The organism is Vibrio sp. D417a, from assembly GCF_030248595.1.
Classification (GTDB): domain Bacteria; phylum Pseudomonadota; class Gammaproteobacteria; order Enterobacterales; family Vibrionaceae; genus Vibrio; species Vibrio alginolyticus.
Window position 1 is genome coordinate 168503 of the sequence record NZ_JAHGAM010000019.1, and the last position, 12690, is coordinate 181192.

The 12690-nt window shown below is 44.6% G+C and carries 14 protein-coding genes; 4 read left to right on the forward strand and 10 right to left on the reverse strand.

Features of this window, described 5'->3' with window-relative positions:
- Window positions 1–55: 55 nt before the first annotated feature.
- A complete protein-coding gene (gene rmuC, locus KI742_RS18635) occupies window positions 56–1588 on the reverse strand; it encodes a DNA recombination protein RmuC (protein ID WP_238762689.1) in 1533 nt (510 codons plus the stop codon).
- A 168-nt stretch (window positions 1589–1756) separates the two neighbouring features.
- Here rmuC and KI742_RS18640 point away from each other — a divergent pair, with 168 nt between their 5' ends.
- The gene (locus KI742_RS18640; protein ID WP_213912308.1) at window positions 1757–2662 is read left to right on the forward strand and encodes a DMT family transporter; all 906 of its coding nucleotides are present in this window, start codon (window positions 1757–1759) and stop codon (window positions 2660–2662) included.
- A gap of 194 nt (window positions 2663–2856) precedes the next feature.
- On the forward strand, window positions 2857–5304 hold the full coding sequence (locus KI742_RS18645) for an EAL domain-containing protein (protein ID WP_158173552.1): 2448 nt from the start codon (window positions 2857–2859) through the stop codon (window positions 5302–5304).
- Window positions 5305–5322: 18 nt separating this feature from the next.
- Here KI742_RS18645 and KI742_RS18650 read toward each other — a convergent pair whose 3' ends face one another.
- From KI742_RS18650 to KI742_RS18665, 4 genes are read right to left on the reverse strand one after another with little or no spacing between them, the layout of a single operon-like run.
- Window positions 5323–6393 (reverse strand): AI-2E family transporter, encoded by a 1071-nt coding sequence (locus KI742_RS18650; RefSeq protein WP_137281625.1) that lies wholly within the window; start codon window positions 6391–6393, stop codon window positions 5323–5325.
- A gap of 45 nt (window positions 6394–6438) precedes the next feature.
- On the reverse strand, window positions 6439–6765 hold the full coding sequence (locus tag KI742_RS18655; protein WP_086046426.1) for a hypothetical protein: 327 nt from the start codon (window positions 6763–6765) through the stop codon (window positions 6439–6441).
- Entirely contained in the window at window positions 6755–7267 is a 513-nt protein-coding gene (locus tag KI742_RS18660; RefSeq protein WP_137281624.1) for a hypothetical protein, read from the reverse strand. Before KI742_RS18660 ends, KI742_RS18655 begins: the two co-directional genes overlap by 11 nt.
- Before the next feature lie 48 nt (window positions 7268–7315).
- Window positions 7316–7564, reverse strand: a complete 249-nt coding sequence (locus KI742_RS18665) for a hypothetical protein (RefSeq protein ID WP_005379196.1) — start codon at window positions 7562–7564, stop codon at window positions 7316–7318.
- Window positions 7565–7925: 361 nt separating this feature from the next.
- Between KI742_RS18665 and KI742_RS18670 the strand changes: the two genes are divergently transcribed.
- Together KI742_RS18670 and KI742_RS18675 are read left to right on the forward strand one after the other, a co-directional pair.
- Entirely contained in the window at window positions 7926–8363 is a 438-nt protein-coding gene (locus tag KI742_RS18670; RefSeq protein ID WP_005379194.1) for a DUF2383 domain-containing protein, read from the forward strand.
- A gap of 148 nt (window positions 8364–8511) precedes the next feature.
- The gene (locus KI742_RS18675; protein WP_005379193.1) at window positions 8512–8910 is read left to right on the forward strand and encodes a hypothetical protein; all 399 of its coding nucleotides are present in this window, start codon (window positions 8512–8514) and stop codon (window positions 8908–8910) included.
- 205 nt (window positions 8911–9115) lie between these two features.
- Here KI742_RS18675 and KI742_RS18680 read toward each other — a convergent pair whose 3' ends face one another.
- From KI742_RS18680 to KI742_RS18700, 5 genes are all read right to left on the reverse strand, one after another.
- The gene (locus KI742_RS18680; RefSeq protein WP_137281623.1) at window positions 9116–10780 is read right to left on the reverse strand and encodes a diacylglycerol kinase family protein; all 1665 of its coding nucleotides are present in this window, start codon (window positions 10778–10780) and stop codon (window positions 9116–9118) included.
- A 144-nt stretch (window positions 10781–10924) separates the two neighbouring features.
- Window positions 10925–11356, reverse strand: a complete 432-nt coding sequence (locus KI742_RS18685; protein ID WP_005379185.1) for a hemerythrin domain-containing protein — start codon at window positions 11354–11356, stop codon at window positions 10925–10927.
- Window positions 11357–11460: 104 nt separating this feature from the next.
- Window positions 11461–11658, reverse strand: coding sequence for a hypothetical protein (locus KI742_RS18690; RefSeq protein ID WP_005379178.1), 198 nt, complete (start codon window positions 11656–11658; stop codon window positions 11461–11463).
- A gap of 8 nt (window positions 11659–11666) precedes the next feature.
- On the reverse strand, window positions 11667–11843 hold the full coding sequence (locus tag KI742_RS18695; protein WP_005379177.1) for a DUF1328 family protein: 177 nt from the start codon (window positions 11841–11843) through the stop codon (window positions 11667–11669).
- Window positions 11844–11888: 45 nt separating this feature from the next.
- Window positions 11889–12440: a BON domain-containing protein gene (locus KI742_RS18700; RefSeq protein WP_005379174.1), complete on the reverse strand. Its 552-nt coding sequence runs from the start codon at window positions 12438–12440 to the stop codon at window positions 11889–11891.
- Between the last annotated feature and the right edge of the window lie 250 nt (window positions 12441–12690).

Genomic DNA, 12690 nt, shown 5'->3' on the forward strand with positions numbered 1-12690 from the left:
TTTCCTCTACGGGGCGTTTGTTGACAAATAAAATCGCCCACTGCACTGCGGGCGATTAGTTTACTTTATCCTCAGCCGGATGTCTTTCTACTAACGGGTCATTTTCTGAAAATGCATCACTCTGCGCTAACTGCGCGAGGTCGGAAGAAATCGGTCGTTTAATTTCAACTCCCAAGTGTTTAAAGCTTTCGGCTTGGCGAATCACATTTCCGCGCCCTGTGGCAAGCTTGTTCATCGCACCTTGATAGCTTTGATTCGCCTTATCCAGCGCACCGCCGAGCCCCTCCATGTCGTCTACAAACAATCGTAATTTGTCGTAGAGTTTTGTCGCACGCTGCGCAATCATTTTGGCGTTTTCATTTTGGCGTTCATTGCGCCATAGATTATCAATGGTGCGCAATGCCACCAGCAACGTTGTTGGGCTCACCAAAATGATGTTTTGCTCCATCGCGTCTTTAATCAAGCTCGGATCGGCTTGAATCGCGACTTGGAACGCCGGCTCAACCGGAATAAACATCAGTACATAGTCCAAACTCTGAATACCTTTGAGTTTGTGGTAGTCCTTCATGCTTAACCCTTTGATATGTGCACGTAGAGCAGCTAAGTGCGCACTCAAAGCCTGGTCTCGCTCGGCATCAGTTTCGGCGTTGAAGTAGCGCTCATAGGCAACCAGCGCCATTTTAGAATCCACAACCACTTGTTTGTTTTGTGGGAGATGCACAATGACATCAGGTTGGTAACGCTTGCCTGCTTCATTTTGTAAATTCACCTGAGTCTGATATTCGTGCCCTTCACGCAAGCCAGATTCGGCAAGTACCCTAGCGAGCACCACTTCGCCCCAGTTACCTTGCTGTTTGTTGTCCCCTTTCAACGCTTGGGTCAAATTAACCGCTTCGCGCGTCATTTGCTCGTTCAAACGTTGCAGGTTTTTCAGCTCATGCACTAAGGTATGGCGCTCTTTAGCTTCTTGGCTAAAGCTGTCATTAACGTGCTTTTTGAACCCTTCTAACTGTTCTCTAAGCGGTGACAACAAGCCTTCTAAACTCTGACGGTTTTGCAAATCGACCTTCGCGGTTTTTTCTTCAAACAATTGGTTGGCCAAGTGCTCAAATTGTTGTTTCAAGCGTGCTTCCGCTTGTTCTAAAATTTGCAGTTTTTCGGCATTAGCTTGGTTAATTTGCTCATGGCGAGCTTGCTGTTCACGCAGCTGCGTTTCTAGACGTGATTTGTGTTCACGCATTTGACCAAGCTCATCAAAGTATTGCTGGCGCTCTTGCTTTACAGCCTCGAAGTAACGCAGTTTTTCCATAGCTGCCATCAGCTTTCCGTGCGTTTGACGCACTTCAAACGCGGCTTTATCGCGCTCATCATCTAACTCATCCAACTCTTGCTGAGCATCGGCAAGGCTTTGCTTGACCTGTTCAAGTTGCTGTTGATGAAGCTGTTTTTCTGAAACAAGTTGTTGCTCGAGAAGCTGAGTTTGGGTGATAAAACGCTGTTTCACCCACCAACCGGCAGCGACACCACTAAGCGTGGCAGCACAAAGAGAAGAGAGAATGAGAGATTGGTACTCAAGAATCCATTGCATAATAGCGAGTTAGCCTGTGTTTTGTATCTATAACAATGGTATTTAGACACTGGATAAATGTCCAGTTTGTTGGATGAAAAATCCTCGCATACACTAGGCCTTCCTATAATATTCTTTCTTCCGCTCAAATTATCCAAACCGAGCGGCACATCATCACGCAGAGGCATCATGAACGAGCGTCGCGCCCTAGGATTTGGGCTCTCAGCAGTATTACTTTGGTCTACCGTTGCAACCGCATTTAAACTCACGTTGGCAGAATTTACGCCGATTCAAATGCTATGCATTGCCAGCATCGTCTCTGCGATTGCGCTAACAGTAATCTGTGGTGTGCAAGGTAAACTGGGCCAGTTAAGCGCTACATTTTTCTCAAACCCTTGGTATTACCTACTGCTTGGGTTGATTAACCCTTTGGCGTATTACGTTATTCTGTTCAAAGCATATGACTTGCTGCCCGCATCTCAGGCTCAAGCGATCAACTACAGCTGGGCCATCACCTTAACGCTAATGGCCGCTGTTTTCTTAGGACAAAAGATCCGTGGTAAGGACTGGCTGGCTTGCGGTTTTAGTTATGTCGGCGTGATAGTGATTGCCACGCAAGGCAATCTTTTAGGCATGGAGTTTGAGAGCCCGTTGGGTGTTGGTCTTGCGCTGCTATCAACGCTGCTGTGGGCCGGTTACTGGATTTTAAATACCAAAAATAAGGCCGACCCTGTGGTTGGCGTTCTGCTCGGCTTTTTGGTCGCTATTCCATTCGCCATTGGTTTAAGTCTTTATGAAGGTGCGAGCTGGCAGGCAATCTCAGCTAAAGGCTGGGCAGCGGTGACGTATGTCGGACTGTTTGAAATGGGGATCACTTTCGTTTTGTGGCTGAGCGCACTCAAATCAACGCAAAACACCGCGCGTATCAGTAATCTGATCTTTGCTTCTCCATTTATCTCACTCATGTTGTTAGCTACCATCATCGGCGAGGAAATTCATCCTTCAACCTTGATTGGCCTGGTATTGATCATCAGTGGCTTAGTCATTCAGCAAGTCTCATGGGGCAAGAAAACCAAAGCGGTAAACGCTTCTTAATCACCTATCAAAAGCCCTAAAAAACGATGCAATAAGTTGGATAAAAAAGAGATATAGATAACATTTTAATGATAGAAAGCACTTTACGCTGCTAGGATTTAGCTACGCGTTGGATACGATACTCACAAAGCCCAATAGCTTACGCTAGATTCTAATATAATTACCTTTGGGCGATTTAGGACTCGTTATTAATTATGTTTCGCTTCGCTATTCCTTCGCCTTTGATGGCAGACTGGCAACACGTTCTGCGACAATGCTGTAATGTAACTCAAGCTCAGGGACAGCTTTATACTCTGAGCGATACTCAGCAGTGGCTATCGACTGAGGTGTCCACCTCAACCCAAAATCATCGTGCTATCGTCGATGTGATAACGCAAGTTGTCGATCACTTTACGCCGACAGATTTTACAGTTAGCCATACCCCCTTTGAAGAGCAAACCTTGAGCATTGGACCGATTTGGCTACCTAATGGCGAATTGCTTGCCGTACTGACACTGACTCACCCTAATGATCAATCAACGGTTGTTTCGGCATGGCTAAGCGCAATCGCGGGGCGGATCAGCTTTGATATCAACTTGCACTGTCAGCAAGAACAAACGCGACATCAAAGCGCGGAAATAAAGCCAACACCAACACTACAAGAGTTTATCGACTGCCTTGAAGACCACGTATGGATAAAAGGCATGGATGGTCTTTATTCGATGACCAACCGAAGCGTAGAAAATGCGTGGCAAAAAACCAACAGTGAAATCATTGGCAAAGACGATTTTGCTCTGTTTAGCCATGAACGTGCGGAAAAATTCATTGATGCCGATAAATTGGTGGTAGCCACTGGCACGCAAAATATTGTTGAAGAATGCCGTCAAATTGATGAAAACAATAACCCCACTTGGCTAGAAACCATTAAGTCTCCTGTCCGTGATCATGCGGGAAACTTAATCGGCATTCTGGGGATGACACGTAACATCACCCGCCGAAAAATGGTAGAAACGCAGCTCTCCTTAGCGTCCCAAATTTTCAACAATTCGCAAGAAGGCATGGTCATTACAGACCGCAATGCCAACATCATTGATGTAAACACGGCTTTTACCCAAATTACAGGTTACCGCTCTGAAGAGGTGATAGGAAAAAACCCACGAATTCTGCGCTCAGGCCATCATGATCAAGGTTTCTATCAACAGTTGTGGCATCAACTCGAAAACAAAGGCCAATGGAAAGGCGAATTCATCAACAGAAAGAAAGATGGCAGCATTTATCCGCAATTAGCGACCATTAGCGCCGTAATGGACGATAAAAACCACCTTATTAACTACATTTGTGTGTTTGAAGATATCTCTGTGCGTAAGGCACACGAAGAAAAGCTGCAGCGCATGGCTTTTTACGATCCATTAACCAATCTACCTAATCGCACCCATTTACTCAGCTTACTCGAACAACACATCGAAACCGGACACAAAAACCAGCAGACGTTTGCCACCCTATTCTTAGATATCGACCATTTCAAACACATCAACGATAGCATGGGCCACTTCTGTGGTGACCAATTGCTGTCTAAGTTAGCGATTCGTCTGCAAGATGTGCTTCACCTCAATGCGCATGTGGCTCGTATTGGCGGCGATGAATTTGTGATTATTTTGCCAGACATCCATAGTGATGTTGCCTTACTGGAAACCGTCGGCGATATTCTAAGCGTATTCCAGCAACCATTCGACTTAGCAAATCACGACTCACTTCGTGTCTCGACCAGTATTGGTATTGCCTTGTACCCAAGAGACGGTCAAGACAGTGAAACCTTACTGAAAAACGCAGACACTGCGATGTACTTAGCGAAGAAAAATGGACGCAACGGCTACGCGTTTTACTCACCGGATTTGACCGATAAATCCGTATCCCATGTACGCATTCAATCCGCTTTGCATCAAGCAATAGAAAAACAACAACTCCGGTTAGAGTTCCAACCGCAATACAACTTGGAACAAAATACGATTGTCGGCGTGGAAGCTTTATTACGCTGGCAGCATCCAGAGTTTGGCCTTGTACCACCAGCAGACTTTATTCCAATTGCAGAAAAAACAGGGCTGATTCAAAGCATTGGTGAGTGGGTGTTACAACAAGCTTGTTTGCAAGGTAATGCTTGGCTGGACCAAGGCATCGAGTTTGGCAAAATCGCCGTCAATGTTTCTGCGTTGCAGCTTCAGCAGTCAAATTTCATTCAGCGATTAAGTACTATCCTCGATAACACCGGATACCCTGCCCAACGGTTAGATTTGGAGATCACAGAGAGCTTTTTACTGATCGACCCTCAACAAGCCATTGCATCGTTAAATCAATTACGAGAACTGGGTATTGAGATTTCTCTGGATGACTTTGGAACTGGCTATTCGTCTTTGTCTTACTTGAAAGGTTTGCCAATCAACAAACTGAAAATTGACCGCTCATTTGTCAGTGATGTCCCAAGTAATAGCGACAGCAACGCGATTGTGAATGCCATTATTGCCATGGGAAAAACGCTGTCGTTGAAAGTCGTCGCGGAAGGGATAGAAACTCGGGAACAAGCCGATTATTTATTCGAAAAAGGCTGTATTTATGGTCAGGGATATTTGTTTAGTCAGCCAGTGAGCGCTGAAAAACTGTTTCGTTGAACCAGCTTGACCCTCAAGTCACTCTCGCGGTGCCACGTCCGCGGAGGTGATTTGTTTTGCTTGATTTTGGGTTGATTGGCATAGCTCTAGACGATCGACCAAAATATTGATACAAACCAGCAACGGCACACCGATCAATAGTCCCATTCCGCCCCAAAGCCAGCCCCAAAAAACAAGCCAAACAAAAATCACTAACGGGTTTAAGTTAAACCTTTTCCCCAATAGTGTTGGTGTAACAAACTGACTTTCAATCAAATTGAGCAGTAAATAGATAGACACCACCGTCAGCATAAAACTGACCGACTCCAACTGAAGATAAGCAACAAAGCCAAAGCTCACCATGGATATGACAGGGCCGAGGTACGGCGCAAAATTCATCACGCCTGCAAATGCGCCCCATAGAAATGGATCTTCAAGGCCTAGAACAAAAAACACGGCCCCAACACTCAACCCCAGCCCCGCATTCACTAAAGTGATGGTGCCAATGTATCGAGATAGGTCTTTCTGTAGCGCTTTGACCAACTCAATCGCTTGGCGCTGTTTGGCGAACCCATGTAGGTAAGACACTGACTTTCGAAATAAGCTTCGTCCATGATTGAGCATAAAGTAAACCATAAACAGCACGATCATCGCTTGTGTCAAAATCGTCGGCGTAGTGGTCGCGAGCGTTTTTACCAAAGAAAATACGGTGTTGTTCCCGACCTCATCCATACTCATATCGTTGGCGATATTCAATGGAGTATTAAGGTGATCAGCCGAAGCTTTAGTCACTTCACTCACTTCTTGCGACACATTTTTCACGATACTGGGCAGCTCAGACCACCATTGCTTGGCGGGCTCCGACATGGCGACAAGACCAATAATTGAAGCGCCAACGAGGAATGACAGTGTCAACACGACGGTAATAGCACGTGGTAAGCCTTTGTCTTCAAGATAATTAATGAAAGGACTGCACAGCAGAGAAATAAAGGTGCTAAGCACAATAGGTAACAATATTGGCTTGGCAAAATACAGCCCTGGGACGAGTAACAGGACGAGAAGCGTTGCACCAATCGCAGTGTTGGCAGGAATGTTCAATTTCGCTGTCATAATAAGCTCAGAATCGGTAAGAAAATTTTGCGGTGAAATCCGCTATTAGAGTGGTTCGCCCTCTGTCGTCGCAGCGTTGCTTACTTGTGTTGCTGCATTTCCATTTTGCTCCGCACCTGACTCATCCAGAGAAGCTGCCGCGACCGGCTTTGTGAGCGAATCGGTAATATCAGACACGCTGCTAACCAATAGCCCCATTGACGAAATAGAAGAAGTCAGTCGAGACAATCGACCTGCTTTTGCTGCGGTAACGGCAACGACAGCACTAATGCCTAATGTCGTCCAAGGGTTTTCTCTCACAAACTTCTTGGTGGTAAACGTGAACATTTCCATCGACAAACAGCATTGCTCTAGAGACGCTTTACCTTCCATCCGCTTGATCCGCATGGCTCGATTGAGCTTTTGTAACGAGCGCATCCCACCCCTCCTGTAATTGTTCTGTCGTATTTTTGAATCCAAGAAATCCAACTAAACGCTTCTGCCACCAGGCTAAAGCAAATAATGCCACGCCTAATGATGTGATAAAGACACCCACGGCAACATACACGTTGGCAGTTAACTGATAAGCCACCACCCCAGAGGCAAGGCACAAACTGAATACGAACAATACCGACAATAGGGTAAAAACAACGGTACACAGCAAAATCTGACGCACTGCGGACACGTTAACTTTCATTTCCAAGAGGAACAAATCCAACGTTGAACCTGACCATGCTTTTAGCGATTTCGTCAGTTGGTCCAATTGTGCAAGAATGCTGCTCAAACCATTAATGGTTTGTTGGATATCCTGTTCTTCTGCCCCGTCAGGGGCTCGGCCGCTGTCTGAAGCCGCCGAGCCTGATTGCTGATTGGTAACTTGCCCTGAGTTATTCATGTGAAGCCTCGCCTTTCTGTTGTGTGGCTTAATCCTTGGTGACCACTATTATTTGATCAGCTTCGAAACCGCCCAACCAGCAAGGAAGGCACAGCCTATGCTCAGCAATGGGCGCTCCTTGATTACATTTTCTGCCGACTTAGTCGCCTGCTGAACTTGCTGTGCACCGACATCCAGCTTCTCTTTGGCTTGATCTTTCATCGCGCCAACGGCTTCCGTCGTGGCTTGTTCCGCTAAGTGATATGCTTCTTCTAACTGCTCTTGAGGTTTTACTGTGCTTTCTTTTGTAGTAGCCATAACTAGCCTCCATTAATGAGTTGAATAGTGAATCAAGTGAAACAATGTTTGACCTCACTTACTCCCTACAAAGCCATATCCATGCCAGAATTTTAAGTTATTGTTTTTTATTTATTTTATTTTTGTTTCGATAAAAAACCGTATCTGTACGTGTAATTCTTTCCAAGCTTTCCCCGCCATTCTTGTAATTTTTTCTTAGCGCCTTACCGACTGTTAGCAAGTTATTGCAAAACAAGATATTAAATCACTGATTAATAAGACTTAAAGTTCATTGGCATACAACCTGCAACTGAAGACGAAACATCGTGTTTGTATTCCATACGCTCAAACACCCCTATCACCAGTAAATAAGGAGTGGCATATGAAAAATGAAAACATCGCCTCAATCATTGAGCTTATCGAAAGCGGAAATGAAATTTACAACAAGGCCATCGAGAACATCGACAACACTTCTTTGAATAATGTGTTGGTAGAACTGCTCAGAGTACGTGAGCGTGCAGTCATTGAGCTCACTCCCTACTCTCTAGCAAGTAACAATGAAGAATCTGCCGACGACACTCCGGTTTCCTACACCATCAAGGCGCGTGAGGTCTACAGCGACGTGATGAAGGAAGTGTCCTCTGACAAAGAGTCTATGTATTTAGAACAGCTTGAAGGTGTCGAAAGCAAGGTACTCAAAGAGATTGAGAATTTGATTACTTCCCACCCAGAGCAGGCGGATAACTCGGTTCTGCTGAAAGTTCGTAGCGATATAAAAAGCTGCAAAGAAAAACTCAGCAGCATCAGCCTTATTAGCTAAAACTTGGTGGTCGCCTTTGCAATAAAGCTCGGTATTGATCAAAGAAATGGCCAACTTGCTTTGGCCATTTCTGACAAGCCCACAGGCGCATTAACATAACCATCACGAGAAATGTCCCACGACAATAGTCATAAATAAAGAGGTCACTATGACATTGGATAACAATCGAGTAAGGGAGCTACTCGTAAAAATGACACACCATCGCCAAACGTGTTTGCCTCTCGTTAACCCGCAATCACATATGACACTCGCAAGAGCGGCATATCGATTCGTGAAAATAGAAAAAGTGATGATCAAAAAGATGGCGAAGCTGTTCTTCGATCAAGATGGTGAACAATTCATTGCAGAAAATGCCACCGAATACGGCGTTGCCGAGTTAGGCAATTACAAAGAAATGCATTTTATGAATAAATTACTGTTAGATGATTTAAAAGCCCTGCTTAGAGCCATTGACGACACCAACTTAACCGCACTTGTTTCTTATTGGTTAGCTGCTTTACAAGTTGAAAACGATGAAATTGAAAAGCACTTACCTCAGGGTGAGTAATTATACTCGCCCTTCTTTCTTTCACTTTGTTTAAACCACATCCCCAATCAACCTAGTAAAAGGTGCAGATAGAAAAAAGCCGCTGCATCTACTACGCAGCGACCTTGATAGCCTTTTTACGACGCACACCAAATCATCAAACAACACAGAAAAAGCGCCATGTAGAATACGAAGCAAATGGCGCGTTATCCGCGGATTATCTGTGTTAAAGCGAAGCTGATTTACGTCTCTGGCTTGGAACAAATACGTTCAATGACTTTGGACGCAGCTTGATTGCCAGTTGCTCATCAGAATACAGTTCACCATCAATCACATACTCAATCGGTTTATTCGCAGAAATAGTGACGCTCTGAGCCGTCGCGTATTGAAAATGTGTCGATTCTTCCTGTGCGCCTACGCTCGTTAATGTCAGATCCGACAATGCGATAAGACGTCCGCCTAAAGACTCGGTGTTATCTAAATATGTGATATGCAGCTTGCCATCATCAGGCTGCGGCGCATCACCACCTTGGGCAAGCAACGTACTAAATGGAGCGATATTCGCAACGACAAAACTATGGACTTCAAGCGTTTGTGTATTATTGTCGTATTTTCCATCTTCAGTTGGAGCGTCTAACGAAACGGTTAAAGCTTGCGTTTCTTCCGCCACTACAGCATTAAAAAAGCCGGTGAGGTAAGCGAGTTGTCCAAAAACATTTTTCTCTTCTCGCTGAGCGTGCTCGATCATTTTCTGTTCTAGCCCAATGCCTAAGACCAACAAAATAAGCCGCTGATTACATTCCGCAGTATCAATACGTTGGCAGTGTCCGCCAAGCAACGCTTCACACGCTTTTTCGACCGGTGAGAATTTGGCGCCAACGCCATAGAGCACATGACATAACGCATTGGCAGTTCCGAGCGGAACAATACCGAGTTTTAGGTCGGTATCCACCAATTGGCTAGCCACCTCTGTTACTGTGCCATCGCCACCAGCTACGATGATTTGCTTAGCTCCACTTTCTTTTGCCTGTTGTGTTAGCTGCTCGGCGCTGAGGTTTGTGGTGGTTTGATGAATACTCAAGCGATATTTTTTGGTTAGCTCACGAATCAAGTGCTGTTCGTTTTCCTCCCATTTGCCGCCACCTGCAACAGGGTTAACCACCATCCAAGTGGATTGATCCAGCCCCAGTACGCCTTTTTCACTGATCGCTCGTAACGTCCTAATCTGTAATTTATTCAATCTCGCGGTACTACGTACGTCATTGATTTTTTTCATCACGGATTCAACCGTCAGTGACGGGTCTTTGCTCAGTAAATACGCCGCCACAACAAACACTGAACGACCACGCCCTAACGCACAATGCACAACCACGGCCCGCGAGCACGAGATTTGAGTATCAATCCAGTTAATCGCATGGCGCAGGCGCTCTAGCGTTGGAGCTTTGTGGTCGAGTACCGGAATCGAAAGGTAATGAAACTGCTTGTCGGTCATCGCGCTTTCAAGGCCTGCAAATTCTGCGGTGACATCGACAATACAAGAGATCTCATTGGATTCGAGAAAATCTAAGTCACTCTGAAACAAACGGCGAGATAGGTATAAATTGTCGCTGACTTTTTGGATTGGAGGTACAGTATCACGCCGTCTTTCCCAGGCGTTATACGCTCTAGCCCCCAATAAAAATGGGATGAATGCCCAGCGAATCCATCTGACAATCTTGCCATCTTGGTTTTTTCTAAAAATAGAGGGAATGTCGAATACGTAGGCTACGCTGACCAACGCTAAAGAAAGAGATATCCACAAGAACAGCAAACTAACGATAATTTGAGGCGTATAGATAGCGGCCAATAAACTGATCAGAGCGCCAAGAATATAATATTTGATGATAAACATTCGCTCTCCTTGCCTTCAACGAGTGCACTTTTTAGTGGAAGTTAGAATACGCGGGGGATTGAGCTTGGATACATGAACTTGAGTAAACGCCTTGATTGAGTGCCTTCCCGTGCCGAAATGGCACGAAAAGGTCCAACACTCTACCTAGCTTGCCATCTCTTCAACATAACCATCCGCTAGTTTCATTTTCTGCTTATCGGTCATTACCTTACCGGCTAACTGGAAGAAACGCTGCTCTTCTTCCTCAAGATGGTGCAACACTTTGTGACGCAAGGTTTTCATTAGGTTGAGCCACGCTGGCGAGCTCATATCGGTTGCATCAAGCTGTGCAATCACTTTATCAATTTCATGATGCTCTGCGATGCCATGGCGAGTGAGATCAATGGTCTTATCGCTATCTATTAAAGGCGCGTAGAAAAATCGCTCTTCTGCCGCTGCGTGCTGTTCGAGTTCCTCTTTAAGGTTGTGGTAAAACTCTTCACGAGCGGGGGAATCTCCAGACGTTTCCATCAGAGCATCGAGTAAAAGGCGCTGCTTTTCATGACTCTCTTTCAGTACATCAAATATGTTTTTCATCTTTGACTCCTTATCTGATTGTAAACAATTGGGACAAAAGGAAGGGCGGTGATTGACCGCCCCTCTCTTACATAGCTATGCGTAAAAAACCTAACCTGATTCGGCTAACAATCTTGGTCTTCAGCGTTTAGGTTTTCTTTAATGTTTTCACATTCATCTTCAATCGCATTTTGGGTTTCTTCGGCGGCTTCATCTATCTTTTTGCCGGCCTGTTCCATTGGCCCTTCTTCACTACAAGCTGCCAACGCAAACACCAAACCGAATACTGCGGCGATACGGTAAATAAATGACGTAAGTCGCATGGAATCTCCTATCTATTTACGTTTTTTCTTCCCAGCAGAACAATCACTATTGATACAATTAATGACAATAGGAATAGGTAAAATATCACTTGCGCGATAGAGGCAGCAGCTCCTGCAATACCGGTAAAGCCTAATAGTGCAGAAATTAGTGCCAGTGCCAGAAAAATAAACATCCAACGAACCATAGTGTTACCTCCTAATAAAAGTGGGTTAAATCACTCGGCTCGCTATTATTGAACCACTTCTAGCTTATCAATCACCTTATTTACGTCATTGGTGTTATTTGCAATTGAAATTGCAAGATCATGCTCCGCATCTGAATTAACTTTACCTGCCAACGTTACCGTTTTGCGTTCTGTCGTTACATCAATATCCGTACCACTCACATTGGTATCCATTAGTAGGCGCGTTTTAACTATAGTCGTGATTTTAGAATCGGTCAGTGTAGCTAAAGCTTCTGAATCAGTTTCTTTCTTGCCTTCATTCACTACTGACAATTCGTTGTTTACTTTTTTCACACCATCAAGACCAGTAACAAGCTCTTCGGCAAGTGATTTTTCAAGATCATTGTTTACCGAACCAGAAAGGGTAACGACCTGATTCTCTACATCGGTATTGATATCAAAAGAGTTGAGATTGCTGTTTAGCAGTAGTGTGGTTTCAGCTTTACCATCTAGCCAAGCGTCCATGGATTCTTTTTCCCATTTATCACTCGCTAAGACTGCTGTAGATGAAGTAGCAAGAACTGACGTAAGTACAATTTTAGCTGCGATGTTATTCATGGTAATTCTCCTTTATTGACGTTGCACTTCCCTAGGAGCAAACCATGTGCCAACTTTATAACTCATTGTTTTTAAGTGACTAATAAAGGAAAGAGGTAAAAATGAGATGAGCAATAAAGTATAAGCATGAATTATTTACACGTAAAAAATGTAATTTTTAATCGGTGATAAAGCCTCCGCCACTTGTGCAGAAATAACCTGATAAAACAGAAAGGCTATTTCTCCAGGATCAATTAATAGCAAAATTATT

Excerpts from the sequence above, each read along its gene's own strand:
- rmuC (WP_238762689.1), bottom strand. The coding sequence starts at position 1,588 with ATGCAATGGATTCTTGAGTACCAATCTCTCATTCTCTCTTCTCTTTGT.
- KI742_RS18640 (WP_213912308.1), top strand. The coding sequence starts at position 1,757 with ATGAACGAGCGTCGCGCCCTAGGATTTGGGCTCTCAGCAGTATTACTT.
- KI742_RS18645 (WP_158173552.1), top strand. The coding sequence starts at position 2,857 with ATGTTTCGCTTCGCTATTCCTTCGCCTTTGATGGCAGACTGGCAACAC.
- KI742_RS18650 (WP_137281625.1), bottom strand. The coding sequence starts at position 6,393 with ATGACAGCGAAATTGAACATTCCTGCCAACACTGCGATTGGTGCAACG.
- KI742_RS18655 (WP_086046426.1), bottom strand. The coding sequence starts at position 6,765 with ATGGAAGGTAAAGCGTCTCTAGAGCAATGCTGTTTGTCGATGGAAATG.
- KI742_RS18660 (WP_137281624.1), bottom strand. The coding sequence starts at position 7,267 with ATGAATAACTCAGGGCAAGTTACCAATCAGCAATCAGGCTCGGCGGCT.
- KI742_RS18665 (WP_005379196.1), bottom strand. The coding sequence starts at position 7,564 with ATGGCTACTACAAAAGAAAGCACAGTAAAACCTCAAGAGCAGTTAGAA.
- KI742_RS18670 (WP_005379194.1), top strand. The coding sequence starts at position 7,926 with ATGAAAAATGAAAACATCGCCTCAATCATTGAGCTTATCGAAAGCGGA.
- KI742_RS18675 (WP_005379193.1), top strand. The coding sequence starts at position 8,512 with ATGACATTGGATAACAATCGAGTAAGGGAGCTACTCGTAAAAATGACA.
- KI742_RS18680 (WP_137281623.1), bottom strand. The coding sequence starts at position 10,780 with ATGTTTATCATCAAATATTATATTCTTGGCGCTCTGATCAGTTTATTG.
- KI742_RS18685 (WP_005379185.1), bottom strand. The coding sequence starts at position 11,356 with ATGAAAAACATATTTGATGTACTGAAAGAGAGTCATGAAAAGCAGCGC.
- KI742_RS18690 (WP_005379178.1), bottom strand. The coding sequence starts at position 11,658 with ATGCGACTTACGTCATTTATTTACCGTATCGCCGCAGTATTCGGTTTG.
- KI742_RS18695 (WP_005379177.1), bottom strand. The coding sequence starts at position 11,843 with ATGGTTCGTTGGATGTTTATTTTTCTGGCACTGGCACTAATTTCTGCA.
- KI742_RS18700 (WP_005379174.1), bottom strand. The coding sequence starts at position 12,440 with ATGAATAACATCGCAGCTAAAATTGTACTTACGTCAGTTCTTGCTACT.